This window comes from Streptomyces sp. NPDC087263 (genome assembly GCF_044744645.1).
Classification (GTDB): Bacteria; Actinomycetota; Actinomycetes; order Streptomycetales; family Streptomycetaceae; genus Streptomyces.
This window is the reverse complement of the sequence record NZ_JBIUYT010000013.1, coordinates 176822-193581: the sequence shown is the minus strand read 5'-3', so window position 1 is coordinate 193581 and position 16760 is coordinate 176822. Positions and strand designations below refer to the sequence as shown.

Genomic DNA, 16760 nt, shown 5'->3' with positions numbered 1-16760 from the left:
CGCTCCCAAGGCCCGCCCTACTGCGCACCCTCCGCGCCGCCCGCCATCTCCCCCCGCCCCTCCCAGGGCCGCGCCAGCCCCACCAGCGCGACTCCCGCCCCCGCGACGGCGATCAGCATGATGACCGCCATGGGCAGGGAGCTGTCCTCGCCGAAGATCCCGACGAGCGGGGAGGTGAGGGCGCCGAACAGGAACTGCACGCCGCCGAGGAGGGCGGAGGCGGCGCCCGTGGCGGCCCGGCCCAGGGTCTGGCCGAGGCTCGTCGTCGACGGGTAGACCATGCCGATGCCGGTCATGGTCACGAACAGGGTGGCCCAGGTGCCCGCGAGGGTCTCGCCGAGGGTGGCGACCAGGACGACCTGGGCGAGCGTGCCGAACGCCGCCGTGCAGACGCCCGCCGTGAGCAGGGTGTTCAGGCGTACGCCGCGCGCCGCCAGCTGGGCGAAGAGGGCACCGGCGAGCAGCATGCCGACGGCGTTGGAGGCGAAGATCAGCGAGTACGTCGTCGCCGAGACCCCGTGCAGGCCCTCGAAGACGAAGCTGGATCCGCTGATGTAGGCGAACATCGCCGCCGAGCAGAGGGCGAGGACGAGGACGTACCCCATGAAGGTCCGGCGGCCGAGCAGCTCCCCCATCGCACGGAAGGTGTTCGTGAGGCCTCCGGTCTGCCGGCGCTCGGGCGGCAGGGTTTCCGGCACCTTCCGCAGTACGGCCAGCAGCATCGCGCCGCCGACGACGGCGAGGGTGACGAACACCGCGCGCCAGGTGGAGACGGAGAGGATCGCGCCGCCGAGTACGGGCCCCGCGATCGGTGCCACGCCGAGGATCTGTGAGAGCAGCGCGAAGTAGCGAGGGATGTCCGGGCCGTGGAAACGGTCGGTGATCACCGCGCGGGCCAGGACCATGCCCGCCGCTCCGGCGACGCCCTGCAAGAAGCGGGCGCCGGTCAGGACGGTGATGTTCGGCGCGACGGCACAGACGAGGGAGAAGACGGCGAAGCCCGCGGTTCCCGATACGAGGAGCCCGCGCCGCCCCAGACCGTCACTGATCGGGCCGATCACCAGCTGCCCGACCACGAGACCGGCCAGGAACGCCGTCATGGTCAGCTGCACCGCCGAACTGCTCGCGTGCAGCGAGGCGCCCATCGAGGGGAAGCCTGGGACGTACGTGTCGATGGCGAGGGGCGCGACGGCGGTGAGCGCGGCGAGGACCACCACGAGGACCGTGGCCGCGCGCTTCGACGGCTGGGCGGAAGAGGGAGTATCGGCGTCGCGGGAGACGGCCTTTTGACCGGAGGACAGGGCTACCATGGACTTAAAGGTAACTGATGGTTCACTGGTTAACAATTTCCTCCAGGTTAAAAAGGGCGATACGCATGTCAATCCCGACCACCGACGTTCGGGGGCAGTGGGCCGCGCACAACCCCGGCCTCGACACCTCCCCGATGGAACTCATCGCCCTGCTCAAGCGCATCACCGCGCTGCTCGACCGCGCCGTCGAGCCGCTCTACGAAGGCGCCCCGCTCACCGCGCCGGAAGTCGACATGCTCATCCCCCTCCGCCACGCGACCGAACCGGCCATCGCCCGCCGCCTCGCCCAACAGATGGGCCTCTCTCGCGCCGGCGTCAGCAAGACCCTCGCCCGACTGGAAAAACGCGGCTTCATCCAACGCACCCCCAACCCCGCCGACCGCCGCACCGCTCTGGTCACCATCACCCCGACCGGCGAGAAGGCCGTGGACAGCCTGTTCCCACGACAACTGGCCGCCGAGGTGGAGCTGTTGGCAGGGCTCGGGGAGGACCGGGACTGGGTCATGGGTGCGTTGGAGCGGTTGGCGGGGGTGATGGAGGGGCATTTGGGGCGGGGCTAGGGAACCGTGCGGATCACTCCGCCGGAGTCGGGGGCCCGGACGGGACCGGCGGTTCTGCCGGGAAACAACGGATGAAACACCTGGCCCCCGACACCGTAGGACGTCGGGGGCCAAGTGATCGTATTCAGCGAACGTACGGCGGAGTCGATGGCCCCGGCAGGCCTACTCGTCAGCGAACGTCTTAAGGCTCACCGCTCGCCTCCGCCCAGTGGACTCCACGGATCGCGCGTTCGCGGGGCGCTTCCATGTCTCGGTGAACCGTCAGCGGTTCACGGACTCGATCTCCTTGACCGTCACGTCCTGCTCGTACGTGGACAATCCGTCCGGCAGAGCCGGCTGCCGCGCGGGGCCGTCCGGGTCGGCGGAGTCGGTCCAGGTCACCTTCCAGGTGATCGACGCCTTGAAAGGATAGGTTCCGGTACCGGACGAGCGACGGTAGGTGACGTTGCAGCCCGCGTTCTTGCTGTCGACCGAATAGCCGTCCTCGCCCTTGACGAGGTCGTACGTGCAACTCTGCGGGTCCGCCTCGTCGGTGCCGGCCTCGACCCTGAGCGCGACCGGGGTCGCGACGGTGGTCGCGGCCATTTGGACACCCTTGTAGTTGATGCTCGCGGTCGTCCACACACGATCGAAGTCGCCCTTGAACGCCACCCGCGTGCCGAGATTGACGATCAGCCGGTCCTCGCTCGGGCTCAACTCGACAGGTGGCGTAGGCAACTTGGTTGAGTTGTAGGCCAGTTCGGAGAGGATCTCCGGAGTCAGCTTGTTGGGGTCGGGTTGCGGATCCGCCGGCGGGACCCAGATCTCCCAGTTGTCCGTGGTGACAGGACAGGCCTCGGTGTAGTTGTCGTCACGGAACTTCACCTGCCACCAAAGACCCTTGTCGTCCTTGTGGTACTTCTCTTCCGCCCGCGCCTTGGCGTAACTCGCCGCAGGCTCCAGCGCTCCCGTGTACGCGGACTTGATGAACTCCTCGTACTCCTCCGGCGTGTACATGGGCTCGTACCAGCAGACCGGCGGTTTCCAGTTCGCGTTCGATGACGTGGCGGTCGTGGTGGACTCGCCCGAGCCGGATTTGCTCTGCTTGATGCGGATGTTGGCGCCGATGGAGCCGTTGCCGGAGGTGGCGTTGGAGTCGGGGGTCGGCGGGTCGGGCTTGGTGGACCCCTGACCACCGCCGTACTGAGGATCACCCGCGTATGCCGGGTAACCCGTCCCCAGCGCCATGACGAGGCCTACGGCCGCGGCCGTCCGAAGTACCGGAAGTGTTGCCCTTGCCCTTATCCCCGCACGCATGACGCGTCCCCCTGCTTCCAGCTCTGCACCGTCACCTGCCAGTCACCGCGCGAATCCTTCGAGACCTGGAGCGTGTTCAGGATGAAGTCATCGTCGCTCGGCTCAGTGCGCTGTACCTTGCCCGTCTTGATCTCTTTGCCGTACGCCTTGCTCTGATCCTCGCAGTATTGGACCGCGGCCGTCTTGCCGTCCGCGGCGTCCGTGACCTCGAAACCGAAGAACCGGTAGTCGCCAGTGATGGTGAGCCCGTCCTTCTTGACCGTCGCGACCCGATCGACCCAGTAGGTGAGGGCAGAGACCGCGAAGTAGCGATTCATGTTTACGGTCTGGCCCTCCCCCTTGGCGAAGGCCTCGACGCGAGCCTGAGCCGCATACGCCGTGTCCCGCAGAATCGCGTCCTTCGTGACGTCCCCCGTCGTCCCTCTATCGACGGCCACCTTGACGTCCGAAGGAAGATCAAAGGTCGGCGCGCCCGCCTCGGCCGATGCGGAGGCGGAAGGCGACGCGGTATCCGATTCGCCCGAATCCGCTCCCGCGATCTTGTCGTTGCCAGTGTCGGATGAACCACCACTGCAACTAGTCACGGACAGGGCAGCAGCAACAATGAGACAGGCCGCAGCCGCTCTCCGTCGCATTGTCAGCATGGCAGGCGTCCTCAGAGGTAGATGACCAGCGTGCCAAGGGATGATGGCATCACGGGCGCGCCTTGCGCCAAGTGCGGCAGCAAAACGTGATCGCTTCATGGAGCACCGCACACCACGGCTTCACTGAATTGACACGTCGCGCGTTCCAGCGTCCACCACAGGGATTCAGCGATCGAGACGTACGGCCGCTGCACGGGCGGGCCCATGATCTCTTCGGTGGCTGAACACGGCGAACGCGGAACGAAGTAGCCGACGGCTCCGGGCACAGACGCGCAAATCGGCGCCCCCGCCGACCGCCCCAGCGCCGGAGCCGCGAACTCGCCGCCTCTCCCCACGAAGAACCACAGCACACCGACCCCGCCCGCCACGCTGACCAGCCCACAGAGAACACCGAATCCCCACGAGCCTCCGGACCCCTCCAGCAGAACCGGCACCGTCTGCCGAACCAGCCACTTCCAGGCACCCAGTACCCACAGCAGAACGCTGGCCGCGACAGTGAGCGCGATCACGCCGGTCGCGATCCATACCCCGTCAGCACGGTGAACTTGCCTTCGACCTGCCCTGTCGTCGCATCCGCCTGGCCGCCGGTCACCGGTCGGCGACGAAGGAGCCCATGCCGCGGGTGGTGGTGATCAACCCCTCTTCCCGCAGAGCAGCGGTCGCCTTGCGAACCGTCTCGCGAGCAACTCCGAATTCCTGTTCCAACTTCACTTCGGAGATCAGTCCGCGAACGGGGTACTCACCGCTGGCGATTCGCTGCCGAACCACCTCGGCGATCTGCTGCCACTTGGGCCTCGTGGGATCAAATTCGAACATAGGCGAACTGTACGTAGCACCCAGCATGAAGTCATAGAGACCTCTCACCCCCCATATGGGTAGACAACCCCCAGCAAGGGCCCCTACGGTTCTTATGACAGACCCCGGCAACGGATGCGAGCCGTCCCGGGGCATGGCCGAACGCTTCGAAGGAGCGCCAGCATGCAAAACCCTATCCTCCGACTCCTCACCTGGATCCTCACCGCCTTAACACCGCACCCGAGCGGCCAACACCGAGCAGCACACCTCACCCGACACCCCTCAGCCCCCCTCGCTCCCCAACTCCCCCACCACGCCGGCCTACTTGACGGCCTTGCATCACCCCTCGTACGTCCCTTCCTCCTGGGCAACGCCGAGTCATACCTGGAACGCCGCAGGCAACGCGAACGCCGCCGCGCCCTCTACCTCGCCACTCTCGGCATCGACGTCGGCCCGGCTCACATCCACGGCATCCCCGTGGGAGCCACCCGATGACCGCCCGCCCACCGGTCCGCATGTGCGCCCGCTGCCAATGCACCACCGACGAACCGGTCCTGGTCCACGAGGTGCACGCGGCCACCGGCCCCGGCTTCAACGTCTACGCCTGCCCGGACTGCGCCGACCACTACCCGCCCATGACGGACCCCCTGGAACTCCTCGAAGCGGAGGCCCCGAGACCGTCCCGGATGACCATGCGCGTCTACAAGGTCACGCCTGAGGGTTCGGTCGTCGAAACCCACGGCGAGATCCACACCTGGACGGGCAGCCGTATCGACCCCGCCCCCCAGACCTCCGCCTTCCCACCCTGCGGATGCCCCGGGTGCAGGGCAAGGCCGTAACCGCCCAAACCTGAGATAACGGGCGCCTGTAGGCGCCCCGTACCTTGGCATCGGCGTGCGGCAAGGCCGACCAGCGCCGGTGCCACGGGGTTTGGGAACCCAGGCCGGACTGGCCAGTGCGCACGGATGTTCCTGAACCCCGGCGGGCCTGGGCCCGGGCCTGGGTCAGCCAGTCGGGGCCGTGGGCTTTCCCAGGTCGGCGGAGGTCGGCGGCCGGGGGCCGGGGGCCGAGCGAAAACGACCTCTACCCAAGGAGAGCCACGATCCTCCGCGCACCGTCCGACGAAGTCGTCAGCCGGGCCCACGACCCATCCCTGAAGGAGATCTTGAAGTCGGACTCGGCCATGCTGAATCGCTTGATCTCCGCGCCGACGATCTCCTTCCGAGGCAACGACCAGAGGACGGCCTCGGATCCCTGAACCTTCCCGCCGCCGCCCCATTCGAGGAACTGGTTGCCCCGCGCCGTGTCCTCGTACGACGTAATGCGCACGAGCTCATCAGACTCGGTCAGTTCGATCTCGGTCACCGTTCGCCAGGATCGCCGGGAGGGATCGAGCTGCCAGGGCAGCGTACGAGCCATCTCGCCCACGCCCGCCCACATAACGGGGAAGTCGTCGACTTCGTTCTCACGCTCCTCCAGCCTCCCCCGCTTGTCGGGCGACGCGGGACCGCCGAGGACGCCAGCGATGATGTACAGCGGAAACATCAGGAGCGCGGTAACGACAGTCAGGGCGTGTCGGCCGAGCTTGCCGAAGAACCCCCGCACCGCGAAGGCCTGCCCAGGAGGCCAGCCGGGCAGGTCAGGTTCTATATCGTTGCGCTCGCGGTCGCGGAACGAGCGCCGCTTCTCCACCGAGGCGGCAGTACCACTCGCGAACTCGACCCGGTAGCGCTTCGGTTCCTCGTCCATGCCCTTCCTTCCCTGCCGCTCTGGCGGGGTCAACTATGCCAAGTGAGGGCACCGCACCCGCACCCCGTACCGACCTCGTCGTCTTCGCGTTCACGGGTACCGGCGTGCGCGCCCAGGACTCCCCCGTCTCCAGTGCCGCCAAGGCGAACGGGTCCATCGGAAATGTCTGGACACGATCAGGGCACAGAACCCGTCCAGAGAAATCCCTTATATCCAAAATTGCCCACACTCGTCGTCTCGGAGGCCCTCACCGGCCCAGGAGTGAACGTCTCCAGCGGCGAAATCGTCGCCCACCTGCTGGCGGACGGCGCGGGCAACGAGCCGGTGTGACCGTCGACAGCGCCGACGGTGTCCGCGTGGACAAGGTCGTCGCCGCCGCCCCGGATCGGGAGGTCGAGCACGCTTCCCGCCGTATCGACTACGTGCTTTCCCGTTCCGGGGAGCCAAGTCGCGCAGTGGGCGACCGTCTGCTTCAGCACCATCGCCGACGGGGACCCCCGCGGCGAGTTCGCCGACGTCCTGGTGGAACTCTTCGATGCCGTGATGACCACGTTCCGATGGAGCTACGAGTGATTTTCCTGGAGACGGATTCGGACCCCGCGGAGTGGCTGCTCATGCCGCTGAGGTGGGACAGCGTCGACGAGCGCCAGGAGTGGGCGTACAAGAGCGCCGACGTTCTCTGGCGGCTGCGCGAGAAGCGCCCGAAACGGCGCGAGATCCGCGCACTGGCGACGCGCCTGGACATGCTGGTCGAGGGCATCCCCGGCCGTGTCCCGGTCCACCAGGTCTTTCTCTACGCACCGGACCCGCGCCGCATTCCGCTGGCTTTCTACGCCCTCACGGTTCCCGTCGAAGGCGATCGCGGTGCACAGCTCCGCGAGGCGGTTCAGGCCGACCAGGAGAGCCCGGTGCGTCCGGTCGAGGTGGACACGTTCACGACGGAACGGCTTGGAGAGGGTCTGTGATCCCTTCGCTACTGGGGATCCCGCGAGGGCGCGCTGATGATGTCGCTCAACTTCGCCTGGCGTTCTGAGGATTTCGGGATCGATCTGTCCCTGCGCACTGTGGCCGATGATCCCGGCTGGCGGGCCGCTCATCTCGACGAAGTGGACGACTTCGCGAGGAGCCTGTGGCTGAGTGACGTCGTGGCCGGGGAGTAGGCCACGCTGCGGCATACTGACCGACTTCAGGGCCTCGCCCCGATGCAGGACTGAGGCGTTACAGCCGTGGACGGCCGTCGGCGAACGATCTCGCAACCTCGACAGCCGATAGCCGTGGCAGACTCTTCGCGCACCGCGACAGCAACACACGGGAGGGAAACAGCGACATGGGAGGGTCGACCAGGCCCCGCCGAGGGAAAGCAGCCGCTGCGTCTCTGCGGCACGAGACTCGGTCAGGGAAGCGTCCCGCGTCTGAGGGCGAGCGCTCGGGCGAAGGGAACAAGTTGTTCGGCTTCCTCATGTTCCTGTCCCTCGCGGCAGCTATCGCCTTCCTGGTTCTGGCGGACACGTTCTGGGGCGACGACACCTGGCAGTGGGCGGCAGACGCATGGCCGGGCGGCGCGTACGGTTTCGCGGTGTTCCTGGGAGCACTGGTGCCGATTGGTGTGACGCTTTTCGGGCTGTCACTGGCCCGGATGGACAGGAAGTCCTGGAGGGCACACAAGACCCGCACGTTCGGCCGCATCCTGCTGACCGTCGGGTGCGGTACGGCGATGGTGCAGCTCGTGGCGCTGGTCTTCAACGCCCAGAACACTGGTAAATGGGGCCGGGGTACCTCGGCCTCCCCCAGCTGGGCCTTCAGGAACTACCCCTGGCTGTGGGCTGTCGGCCTCGCGTCCACGCTCGCCACAGCCGCGCTGCTGATCTGCTTGTACGTGGCTTACAGTCGGCGGCGCCCAGGCGCACGGGACGCCGCGACCACCGCCTCCAGGGCTGGCGCGGAAGGCTGAACAGTCGCTCCACGGCACCTGCCCCAGCGCGCCATCTCATCGCTCAAGCAACGCACAAACCCTGACGGCCGACATCTTCCCGACGGCAGCCCCGAGCGAACCGTTGGCATTCCGGCCGCTGTGCACCTGGACACCATCGAGTCACAGACCCAGCCGAGCTGTCCTCATTTCTCCCTCTCTGCCCATCCCCACAAGGAAGTTCACTGTGGCGAAACCGATTGCCACATGGATACGGTCATTGCTCTTGACTGAACATCTGTCTCACGGGGAGTCCACTGTGAAGCGCCGCTCTTTGCCCGTTGCTGCCGCGCTCGCCGCGACCGCAGCCCTGCTGCTGACCGCGTGCGGCAGCGGGGACGACAGCTCGAAGGACAACGACAAGATCGCGGGGGCCGACACCAGCGAGACGGGGACGTCGGCTTCCCCGAGTGCCTCGGCAGGGGCGGACGCTATCGATCGTCCGAAGATGACTTTCCCTTCGGACTTCACCATGGTCTTCGACCGCACCGAGCCAGCGGAGCCCAAAGAGGCTGCCGCCCTCAACGACGCCGAGAACTTCGTCCGGGCAATCAACTACGGCGTCGTTCAACAGGACGCGGAGGATGCGGCGTACAAGTTCTACTCGGACCCGCGGGGCACCGCACAGGCGTACGCCAAGAAGCAGATCCAGCAGTACATCGACGGGGGATGGACTGTCACCGGAACCCAGAGTTACACCCGGGGCAAGGTTGACATGGCGAGCGGAGGGGAGCGCGCTTCCGTCTCCTTCTGCGATGACGACTCGAAGTTCTACGGCAAGGAAGTCAAGTCCGGGAAGGTCCTCAAGACCGAACCGAGTGACAAGGACTACTACTTCTTCGAAATCGTCATGACTACCTCCAAGGACGCCGAGGGACTGTGGACAGCCGAGGCCGTTCAGGTGCAGAAGGAGGCGACGCAGTGCAAGGCCTGAAGCGACGAGGAGTCGTTGTCGTCGGCCTGTTGGCTGCGGTGCTCCTGGCATCCGCGCAGAACGCCTTCGCGGGCGGTCCGACGGACAAGAGTTCAACAGACACGGAGACCGACACCGGCCTCGACGGCGATGATCTCTACGCCAAGGCGACCGCGATCTCGTACGACACCTCCAAGAACGGCTCCGGATCCTCAGTCGGCTCCGTCACGGTCAGCGGCAGCGACTGGACACCGCCGGCCTGCTGGTACGCCCCCCAGTGGACGGCGGAGCAGTTCGCCAAGGAAACAGAGGCCGGGTACAAAGAGATCTCCGGTGACGCCAACCAGCCGGCTCACGCACGGAGTGCCTCGTACGAATTTCGCCAGATGTACAAGGATGGCGAGTACAAGAACTACAACCTCGACAAGCAGGACGAGGGCATGTGGTGGGGCGCCGTCGAGAATCCGAATGCGCCCATTCTGCAGCGGACAGCATGCAACTCGAAGTTGCCGTTCTGGGTTGAAGACGGCGACACTCCCGACGTCGAGAACGCCATCACACCAGAAATCCTCGCCGGCCTCGCCTACGAGCAGATCAAGGTGCCCGGCACAGAGGTGACTCTGTCACCCGCAGGCATCACCAAGGTCAATCTCCCCACTTGGGCGTGGCTGGAGAAGGGCGAGTTCCAGCCTGTCTCAGTCACCGCCTCGCTCAACACACCCGGGCTGAACATCCAGGCGACCACCACCGCCACTCCCGTCGCCCTCAAACTTGAGCCCGGCACCGGCGACGCCACCACGTTCCCGGGCTCCGGCGAATGCCGGATCAACGACGACGAGTCCATCGGCGAGCCCTATGCCAAGGGCAAAGCGGACGAGACCCCACCCTGCGGCATCACCTACCTCCGCTCCTCCGGCGACGGAACGTACAAGCTCCGGGCAACCATCACCTGGGACATCACCTGGACAGGAACCGGCGGCGCGGGCGGAGACCTCCCCGACGGCACCTTCGGCAATGACCAGGAAGTCACCGTCCAGGAAGTCCAGTCCGTCAACCGTTGACCAGTAGCCACCATCCCGAGCTCCAAGCCGCCATCGCCCCCTCAGGAACCCGGACACCACATGAGTGACCTGCGCCTCGAAGACACCATCTTCGAAGATCTGAAGAAGACCTTCTCCACTATCAGCGACCGCATGGACGCAACCCGCCGCACCCTCCGCGGCACGGATGCCTCGGCCGTCGGCCAGAGCCAACTCGTTGAGGACGTACAGGACTTCGCCGACGAGTGGGGCTACGGCATCAAGCAGCTCGGCAAGCACACCCAGGGCGCCGTCAAGATGATCAACAAGATCGGCGAATCCTTCAGCCAACTTGACCTGGACCTCGCCGAATCACTCAAGGCCCCGAAGAAGAAGGGCAAGTGACGTGGCCGGCAAGCGCCCCGCCTTCCCGCACATAGGTTGGGACCCCACCCCCGGCGACGTGGAAGACACCCGGGAACTCGCCAAAAAACTCGGCGGCCTGGCCACCGAGTTGGGGACGGCCCTGAAGGAGCTGGAACGGATCGAGGCCGGGGCGTGGAAAGGCCAGACCGCGGTCGCCTTCACCGACTACATCGGGAGGGACGTCACCCCCCTCATCAGCAAGAGCCACGACTCCTTCAACAAGGCCTCACGCGCCCTGCACCAGTGGGCCAACGAACTGCACGACTTCCAGGACGAGGCCAACCGGCTCGAACAGTCCGCCGGGGAGAAGCTCGAAGCCAAGGAAGCGGCCGAGCAGAAGGCCGAGGGAAAAGGCAGCGAGGAACTCGGCAAGGCCTCCGGTGCGGTGGACGAGGTCACCGGCAAGGTCCACGACCTTGAGGAGCGATACAAGCAAGCCGCCGGGAGGATCAGCAAGGAGCTCGACAAGGCCGGCGACATCGCCCCGGACGAGCCCGGCTTCTGGGACAAGCTCACCAAGGGCGTCGCGGACGCGTGGGACGCCACCGGCCAGTGGATCAAGGACCACGCCGACATGATCAAGTTGATCGGTGACCTGCTGAGCGACCTGACCGCGATTCTGGCCCTGCTGGCCATCATCACGCTTCCGTTCCCGCCTCTCGCGGCGATCTTCGGTGCGGCCGCGCTCATCACCACTGGGCTAGCGCTGGTGGCGCACGGAGTGGCCAAGGCAGCGGGGGCCGATGTGAGTTGGATGCAGATTGGATTGGACGCTGTGGGACTGCTCCCTGGGATCGGGGCATTCAGCAAGGGGATCAAGGTGGTCGGCAAGGCCCCAGCGCTGGCCAAAGCCTCGGCGCTCGGCAACGGATTCAAGGCCACCAGGCTCGGCGACGCTCGCATGCTGATGTCCTTCGGCGAAGCTGCGACGAAGGTCACGGGCGGGCTACCGCTGCTGCCCGGCAAGGTGGTACTCGGCGGCACAGCCAAGAATGTGTACGAGGTCGCGCATGCCACCAGTGGCGCGATGTCGCGCATGGGAGGCATCGCCAACCAGGGCTACCACGCGGGCCAATGGCTCGGTTCCAAGGGAGCCAACCTCATTCCGGGGGTGAATATCAATCCCCTGGGAGCAGGCATCGCATTGGACGCCGGATTCAAGATCCTCCCCAAAATCCCGAGCATCCACGAGCACGTGGGAGAGGCACTCTTCCCTGGCGACCAGTTCGCAAAGTCAGCCTCGGGCAACTGAGCGTCCCGCGCAAAGTGACAGAGTGGAGCGCACAGGCCAACGGCCCCAGGCCACCACGCAGAAAGACGGATATGAACATCTGGCAGCCCGAACCGGGCGAGGCGCTCCTCGCCCGCACTCCCGTCGCCTTTGCGACGGGTGAGGTCATGCGTGTCAGAGGCATGCGATGGTTCCGCGATACCGAACGCAACGACATCCAGAGCGAGCTCCCGGGCTGGCCCGAAGGACCGGTGTACACGGCCCGTTCGACGGGCGACGCGCTGGTGCGGAACACCGTCAAGGGCGCGGCAATTACTCTGGGTGTCGCGGTCATGGCGGCCCTCACAGGCGGCGGAGGCAGCGGCCCCTCGAGTTCCAAATCCGGCTCAGGGAGTTCTGACGACCGCGCCAACGAGATCGACGATTTCCCCGTCATGTGGGCAGCGCCTGGCAGCATTGCCCGCACCCTGCCGTGGCAACTGGACCCAGGACGCTCCTCCGAAGAGCGCTACCGCACGCATGCGATCGTCACTGACCGCCGTCTGGTCATCGTGGGGCTGCCTTTTCACAAAAAGGACAGGATTGTCATCGAGGACGAGGTCCTATGGGAGACCGCACGGTCCACGATCAGCAGGGTAGAGCCAAGGAACTTCCGTCACGATAGGGACGTAAAGGTCGTCTTCACTGACGACTCCTGGTGCAGGCTGAGGACCTTCTCCAGGACAGAATTCACTCGACACCTGGTTCATCCTCTCGACCTCGTGCCTCTGGGATCGCTCACACCAGCACAGCGGAACACAGTCGACAGCTTCCTCGCGACAGCTCGGGCTGAGGCTCCGGACGCCGGACCTCCCGTAATCACTCGTCGTCCCTGCGGTCACTACAGGGTCGAGGTTCTGCCGCCGAGCAAGTTCGACTCGTTCTCCGGCGCCTCCGAGCTAGAAATAATCATGGACTCAGATGGCGCAGAGGTCGAACTCACGGCCCAGCACCCGGACGACTTCTGACCTCGGACTCTGCCCACGCTGCCTCTGAGCCTGACCAGAACGGCCCACCTCCATGACGCCCCCCGCCGATGCCACGAGCGTGCTTCCGCCTACTCCCACCGCTGGAGACCCCCCACCCCTCTCGTTCAACGTCCCCGACGGCTTCTTCGCCCTCCCCCTCGCCGCCACCCCCGAAGAACGCGCCGAGCGCTCTCAGTCCTTCGTACGGGAGCTCTACTCCCGCGGCGATGAGAACGTCTGGGAGCCCGCCGCCCCGTACTACGCAGCGATAGCCGAGCTCGTGGCGGACACCGGGGTTTCGTACTCGGCGATGGGACTGTTCTCCACGGCGGAGGAAGGAGAAGCGGAAGGCGAGAGCGTGGTCGGGCACAAAGGTTCCCAAGGTGTCGCCCAGTGCGCCTTCACCGTGGCGGCTGTCCCGACCGACCAGGACGACGACGACACCGACGTGGTGGCCCAGGGCATCCTCGCGATCCTCTCCAGCGACCCGTACAACGACGCCCGCTGGCTCGACCTGCCGTGCGGACCCGCGGTGTCCTGCGTCACGCTGCGCGAGTACAAGGTCAAGCCAGAGATGCCAGAGATGACGGAGAACGGCGAGCAAATCGATCTCCTCACAGGGCAGATCCAGGTCTATGTCCCCTTCCCTACCGGCCCGTTCACCGCGGTCTTCACACTTCACACGGCGTCCATGGGCTACTGGGCCGAGTTCTGCGACATGACCGTAGGCATTCTCCAAACCGTGTCCTTCACCGATCCGACCGCGGATACGGACGGCAACACGATCGACGCCGGGTGACCGAATCCGCGGTGGTGACCCGTCTCGGCGGTGGAGTCGTGGCGGCGGCACGCCTGTGCGTCATCGCTCCGCAGGTGTTCATCGTCGTGTACTTCCTGCTGGCCATCGTGACCCCGCATTCCCTCGTCCCGGTCTGGGTCTGGACGGAGCGGGCGGTGGTGTCCGCGGGCATTCTCGGCGTGCTGTGGATCTTCACGCGGTACCCATGGCACAGTCGTCGGCCGGCAGGCCTCACCCACGCCCTCGCCGTCTCCTGCCTCCTCGTCCTGCCGGCGGTCGTGACCGGCTTCTGGCCTGCTGTCTCCGGCGCCTTCGTCACCCCGTTGATGGTGGCCGGCTCTTCGATCGCAGAGAGGTTGCGCAGTGCCTGACCTTTCCGACGACGTACATGCGACTCCGGGGCCGGGCCCGGCTCGGAGCCCGAACCCCTGCACGTCCCGGGTTCCAGTCGGATACCGGCTCGTCCCCCCCGCCTGGCTGGGACATGATCCCCCTGCTGGATGGCACGGACGAGGCCGTACGGCGGATCGTCGCCCGCGGTGTGGACCAGCTGTCGGAGGAGATCCCGACGGAACGGCAATAGCCGAGCTCATACATCTCGCCCAGCAAGACTCGCCGTAGCGGAACCAGACGCATCACAGGTAGCGTCCGTGCCCGTGACACCGCGCTTGTCCCACGGGAGGGCAAGCGGTCACCCCCTCAGGGGCCCGTCGCAACCGAGAGCCACAAGCATGCAGCAGACCACGCCGCCCGACCGGACGACCGAAGCCGAGAACGTCTTCGGCCTGATCACCCCCGAGGACTGGTATCGCATTCCGCTTCAGCCCCCGGAGCACCGAGAGGCGTCCGTAAACGCTCTGATCAAACGGCAGTTCGCGGGTGTGGACGATCAGCCGGTGCTCCGCCGCAAGGCAGAGGAGCAGCTTCTGGGCGCCGCCGAGAAGGGGGCCGACGGGGGTGGTGTGGTGCTCTATCTGTCGTTTCTGGAGGCAGCCGGGATCCCGCTGTCCGCCTCTCTGCTGATTTCCCGCCTCCACCAGCGATTCGACAGTCTTGACGCTGTCGCCGCGCTGGCAGGCAAGGGTGAGGTGGCTCCGGTGCGTTTGCCTGCCGCCGGACGGGCAGCGCGTCGGCGACGAAGCGAGCGAACCCGGGAAGCCAGGCGGATGGGTACGGAGTTCGAGGACACGATCGTGGAGTACTTCGTGCCGGTACCCGATCGGGACGAGGTACTGATGCTGACGTTCAGCACCCCTCTGGAACCGATCGCGGACGCGATGGCGGAGCTCTTCGACGCGGTCGCCGGTACCCTGCGCTGGCGGAATCGGACTCAGGAATCACGGGGGCAACAGGGATGAGCGAGCGACTCAGGGTATCCACCGACGATCTGCACGCGGCCGGCACGGGCCTTCGGACCGTGGCCACGGAGTTCGAGGGCCTCGACAAGCTCATGGACACCTTCGACCGGCGAACGGTCGGGCACAACCTGCTGCAGGAACGGCTTCAGGACTTCTCCGACGGATGGAACGACAACCGCGAGAAGATGATCGAGGAGATCAAGGGCCTGGGCGAGGTGGCCAAGACAGCCGGCGAGGCGTACACCGAGATCGACACTCAGCTCTACAACGCCCTCGTCGGCAAGGACAAGAAGAAGTGACCCGCCCGGCCGATCAGCGCTGGGAAGTGTTGGGCGAGAGCGAAGACCCGGTACCCGGCGACGTGTACGACCTCAAGGCGCTCTCCAAGCGCTTCACCGCCACGGCGAAGACCATCTCGGACACCGCCGCCGCACTGCGCCGCCTGGGAGACCAGAAGAGCTGGGACTCCAAAGCGGGCCGCGAATTCGCCGAGAAGGCCGAAGACACCGCGAAGACCGTGAGCAAGGCGCACGGCCGCTACGAAGAGGCCGGCTCCGCACTCAAGGAGTACTACACCGAGCTCGAAAAGGTTCAGGACGAAGCGGATCGGCTTCTGGGGCAGGCGGAGACGAAGAGCGGTGATCTCTCCACCGCGAAGTCCCAGGCCGACAACCCGCCCGAAAAGACCGACAAAAAAGGCCAGAAGACGCTCGACACCAAGGTGACAGACCTTCAGGGCGACCTGGACGGTCTGCGGGGGCAGCTCACCCCGCTCAAGAACCGTCACAGCAAGGCAGGTGACGCGGCCGCGAAGCGCATCCATGAGATCACCGAGAGCGATGACCTCAACGACTCGTGGCTGGACGAGCTGCGCGACACCCTGACGATCGTCGCCGACATCGCGGGCGCCGTGGCGGCGGTGTGCGGGCTGGTGGCGCTTCTGGTCGGCTGGATCCCCATCATCGGGCAGGCGATCGCCGGTGTACTGGGCACCATCGCGCTGATCGCCACCGCCATTTCGCTCGTCTGTCACCTGCTTCTCGCCATCAACGGCGACGGGTCCTGGGGAGACGTCGCCCTGGACGTTCTCGGACTCGCCACCTTCGGTATCGGCCGCGTCTTCTCCGCCGGATCCAAGCTCGCCGCCACAGTCGGCCGCAGCCGCGTCTGGACCGCTGCGGCCCAGTACGTACGCGGTTGGAATCCTGCTCTCGGCTCGGCGGCACGACGCGCGCTTGTGGTGGAAATGGTGGGTGCGCGGGGCGGAGCGGCCTCAACCGCGCTGCCCAATGTCACTCTGGGCGCCGCCTTCAAGGGCCTGCCTCGTGCCTTCGCCGAAGACCTCGGCACGATCCGGAGCAATTGGGGTGACCTGTTCAAGGTCGGCGACAATCTCTCCGCGGTCCGCGGGGCGTGGAACGCCGGTGGTTTGCGCGGCCTCGGCAGCATGTACGTGGGCCCCGGGATGGTCGACGAACTGGCGCGCATCAAGAACATCAAACCCGCGGATCTGAACTTCATCGGAACGCCTGATGCTTTCAAGCAGGCCTTCCAGTACAACTCATGGGCTCTCGGGGCGACCGGTACCGGGGCGGCCTCGGACACCACGAGCTTCGTCGGGCTCTTCGGCAGCAACGACATCGATGTGACCGGCCCCGATGCCTCACTGGCCGAAAGGTAGCCG

The 16760-nt window shown here is 66.2% G+C and carries 21 protein-coding genes; 15 read left to right on the top strand and 6 right to left on the bottom strand.

Annotated elements, in window-relative coordinates:
* Positions 1-17 precede the first annotated feature (17 nt).
* Positions 18-1310 carry a multidrug effflux MFS transporter gene (locus ACIPC1_RS34955; RefSeq protein ID WP_402524528.1) on the bottom strand — a complete coding sequence of 431 codons (1293 nt, stop codon included), beginning with the start codon at positions 1308-1310 and terminating at the stop codon, positions 18-20.
* 65 nt (positions 1311-1375) lie between these two features.
* Between ACIPC1_RS34955 and ACIPC1_RS34950 the strand changes: the two genes are divergently transcribed.
* Positions 1376-1870, top strand: a complete 495-nt coding sequence (locus ACIPC1_RS34950) for a MarR family winged helix-turn-helix transcriptional regulator (RefSeq protein ID WP_402524525.1) — start codon at positions 1376-1378, stop codon at positions 1868-1870.
* A 261-nt stretch (positions 1871-2131) separates the two neighbouring features.
* Here ACIPC1_RS34950 and ACIPC1_RS34945 read toward each other — a convergent pair whose 3' ends face one another.
* From ACIPC1_RS34945 to ACIPC1_RS34930, 4 genes are all read right to left on the bottom strand, one after another.
* Positions 2132-3097 (bottom strand): hypothetical protein, encoded by a 966-nt coding sequence (locus tag ACIPC1_RS34945; RefSeq protein WP_402524523.1) that lies wholly within the window; start codon positions 3095-3097, stop codon positions 2132-2134.
* Positions 3098-3150: 53 nt separating this feature from the next.
* Positions 3151-3810, bottom strand: coding sequence for a hypothetical protein (locus ACIPC1_RS34940; RefSeq protein WP_402524521.1), 660 nt, complete (start codon positions 3808-3810; stop codon positions 3151-3153).
* 95 nt (positions 3811-3905) lie between these two features.
* Entirely contained in the window at positions 3906-4319 is a 414-nt protein-coding gene (locus tag ACIPC1_RS34935) for a hypothetical protein (protein ID WP_402524519.1), read from the bottom strand.
* A gap of 79 nt (positions 4320-4398) precedes the next feature.
* Complete coding sequence (locus ACIPC1_RS34930; protein WP_384374378.1) at positions 4399-4626, bottom strand: GntR family transcriptional regulator; 228 nt, start codon at positions 4624-4626, stop codon at positions 4399-4401.
* A gap of 470 nt (positions 4627-5096) precedes the next feature.
* Here ACIPC1_RS34930 and ACIPC1_RS34925 point away from each other — a divergent pair, with 470 nt between their 5' ends.
* Positions 5097-5444 (top strand): hypothetical protein, encoded by a 348-nt coding sequence (locus ACIPC1_RS34925; RefSeq protein ID WP_402524517.1) that lies wholly within the window; start codon positions 5097-5099, stop codon positions 5442-5444.
* Between the two features lie 244 nt (positions 5445-5688).
* Here ACIPC1_RS34925 and ACIPC1_RS34920 read toward each other — a convergent pair whose 3' ends face one another.
* Positions 5689-6354, bottom strand: a complete 666-nt coding sequence (locus tag ACIPC1_RS34920) for a hypothetical protein (RefSeq protein WP_402524514.1) — start codon at positions 6352-6354, stop codon at positions 5689-5691.
* A 557-nt stretch (positions 6355-6911) separates the two neighbouring features.
* On the opposite strand from ACIPC1_RS34920, the gene ACIPC1_RS34915 reads away from it, so the two are divergent.
* The 13 genes from ACIPC1_RS34915 (at position 6912) to ACIPC1_RS34855 (ending at position 16757) form a co-directional block, all read left to right on the top strand.
* The gene (locus tag ACIPC1_RS34915; RefSeq protein ID WP_402524512.1) at positions 6912-7319 is read left to right on the top strand and encodes a hypothetical protein; all 408 of its coding nucleotides are present in this window, start codon (positions 6912-6914) and stop codon (positions 7317-7319) included.
* A gap of 36 nt (positions 7320-7355) precedes the next feature.
* Positions 7356-7514, top strand: a complete 159-nt coding sequence (locus tag ACIPC1_RS34910) for a hypothetical protein (protein WP_402524510.1) — start codon at positions 7356-7358, stop codon at positions 7512-7514.
* Between the two features lie 284 nt (positions 7515-7798).
* Entirely contained in the window at positions 7799-8305 is a 507-nt protein-coding gene (locus ACIPC1_RS34905; protein WP_402524508.1) for a hypothetical protein, read from the top strand.
* Positions 8306-8582: 277 nt separating this feature from the next.
* Positions 8583-9257 (top strand): hypothetical protein, encoded by a 675-nt coding sequence (locus ACIPC1_RS34900; RefSeq protein WP_402524506.1) that lies wholly within the window; start codon positions 8583-8585, stop codon positions 9255-9257.
* The gene (locus tag ACIPC1_RS34895; RefSeq protein WP_402524504.1) at positions 9245-10297 is read left to right on the top strand and encodes a hypothetical protein; all 1053 of its coding nucleotides are present in this window, start codon (positions 9245-9247) and stop codon (positions 10295-10297) included. The genes ACIPC1_RS34900 and ACIPC1_RS34895 overlap by 13 nt, the downstream gene beginning before the upstream one ends.
* 60 nt (positions 10298-10357) lie before the next feature.
* Positions 10358-10660: a hypothetical protein gene (locus tag ACIPC1_RS34890; protein WP_402524501.1), complete on the top strand. Its 303-nt coding sequence runs from the start codon at positions 10358-10360 to the stop codon at positions 10658-10660.
* Between the two features lies 1 nt (position 10661).
* On the top strand, positions 10662-11933 hold the full coding sequence (locus ACIPC1_RS34885; protein WP_402524499.1) for an enoyl-CoA hydratase/isomerase family protein: 1272 nt from the start codon (positions 10662-10664) through the stop codon (positions 11931-11933).
* Positions 11934-12004: 71 nt separating this feature from the next.
* Positions 12005-12919 carry a hypothetical protein gene (locus ACIPC1_RS34880; protein ID WP_402524496.1) on the top strand — a complete coding sequence of 305 codons (915 nt, stop codon included), beginning with the start codon at positions 12005-12007 and terminating at the stop codon, positions 12917-12919.
* A gap of 52 nt (positions 12920-12971) precedes the next feature.
* The gene (locus tag ACIPC1_RS34875; RefSeq protein ID WP_402524494.1) at positions 12972-13718 is read left to right on the top strand and encodes a hypothetical protein; all 747 of its coding nucleotides are present in this window, start codon (positions 12972-12974) and stop codon (positions 13716-13718) included.
* Entirely contained in the window at positions 13715-14089 is a 375-nt protein-coding gene (locus ACIPC1_RS34870) for a hypothetical protein (protein WP_402524492.1), read from the top strand. Before ACIPC1_RS34875 ends, ACIPC1_RS34870 begins: the two co-directional genes overlap by 4 nt.
* Positions 14090-14449: 360 nt before the next feature.
* Positions 14450-15076, top strand: a complete 627-nt coding sequence (locus tag ACIPC1_RS34865) for a hypothetical protein (protein ID WP_402524491.1) — start codon at positions 14450-14452, stop codon at positions 15074-15076.
* A complete protein-coding gene (locus ACIPC1_RS34860) occupies positions 15073-15375 on the top strand; it encodes a hypothetical protein (protein WP_402524489.1) in 303 nt (100 codons plus the stop codon). The genes ACIPC1_RS34865 and ACIPC1_RS34860 overlap by 4 nt, the downstream gene beginning before the upstream one ends.
* Positions 15372-16757, top strand: coding sequence for a putative T7SS-secreted protein (locus ACIPC1_RS34855; protein ID WP_402524486.1), 1386 nt, complete (start codon positions 15372-15374; stop codon positions 16755-16757). The genes ACIPC1_RS34860 and ACIPC1_RS34855 overlap by 4 nt, the downstream gene beginning before the upstream one ends.
* The last annotated feature ends 3 nt before the right edge of the window (positions 16758-16760 follow it).

What these genes read in the sequence shown, in the direction of transcription:
- ACIPC1_RS34915 (WP_402524512.1), top strand. Translation starts at nt 6,912, where the DNA reads ATGGAGCTACGAGTGATTTTCCTGGAGACGGATTCGGACCCCGCGGAG.
- ACIPC1_RS34920 (WP_402524514.1), bottom strand. Translation starts at nt 6,354, where the DNA reads ATGGACGAGGAACCGAAGCGCTACCGGGTCGAGTTCGCGAGTGGTACT.
- ACIPC1_RS34930 (WP_384374378.1), bottom strand. Translation starts at nt 4,626, where the DNA reads ATGTTCGAATTTGATCCCACGAGGCCCAAGTGGCAGCAGATCGCCGAG.
- ACIPC1_RS34945 (WP_402524523.1), bottom strand. Translation starts at nt 3,097, where the DNA reads ATGGCGCTGGGGACGGGTTACCCGGCATACGCGGGTGATCCTCAGTAC.
- ACIPC1_RS34955 (WP_402524528.1), bottom strand. Translation starts at nt 1,310, where the DNA reads ATGGTAGCCCTGTCCTCCGGTCAAAAGGCCGTCTCCCGCGACGCCGAT.
- ACIPC1_RS34865 (WP_402524491.1), top strand. Translation starts at nt 14,450, where the DNA reads ATGCAGCAGACCACGCCGCCCGACCGGACGACCGAAGCCGAGAACGTC.
- ACIPC1_RS34875 (WP_402524494.1), top strand. Translation starts at nt 12,972, where the DNA reads ATGACGCCCCCCGCCGATGCCACGAGCGTGCTTCCGCCTACTCCCACC.
- ACIPC1_RS34925 (WP_402524517.1), top strand. Translation starts at nt 5,097, where the DNA reads ATGACCGCCCGCCCACCGGTCCGCATGTGCGCCCGCTGCCAATGCACC.
- ACIPC1_RS34910 (WP_402524510.1), top strand. Translation starts at nt 7,356, where the DNA reads ATGATGTCGCTCAACTTCGCCTGGCGTTCTGAGGATTTCGGGATCGAT.
- ACIPC1_RS34890 (WP_402524501.1), top strand. Translation starts at nt 10,358, where the DNA reads ATGAGTGACCTGCGCCTCGAAGACACCATCTTCGAAGATCTGAAGAAG.
- ACIPC1_RS34940 (WP_402524521.1), bottom strand. Translation starts at nt 3,810, where the DNA reads ATGCTGACAATGCGACGGAGAGCGGCTGCGGCCTGTCTCATTGTTGCT.
- ACIPC1_RS34950 (WP_402524525.1), top strand. Translation starts at nt 1,376, where the DNA reads ATGTCAATCCCGACCACCGACGTTCGGGGGCAGTGGGCCGCGCACAAC.
- ACIPC1_RS34880 (WP_402524496.1), top strand. Translation starts at nt 12,005, where the DNA reads ATGAACATCTGGCAGCCCGAACCGGGCGAGGCGCTCCTCGCCCGCACT.
- ACIPC1_RS34860 (WP_402524489.1), top strand. Translation starts at nt 15,073, where the DNA reads ATGAGCGAGCGACTCAGGGTATCCACCGACGATCTGCACGCGGCCGGC.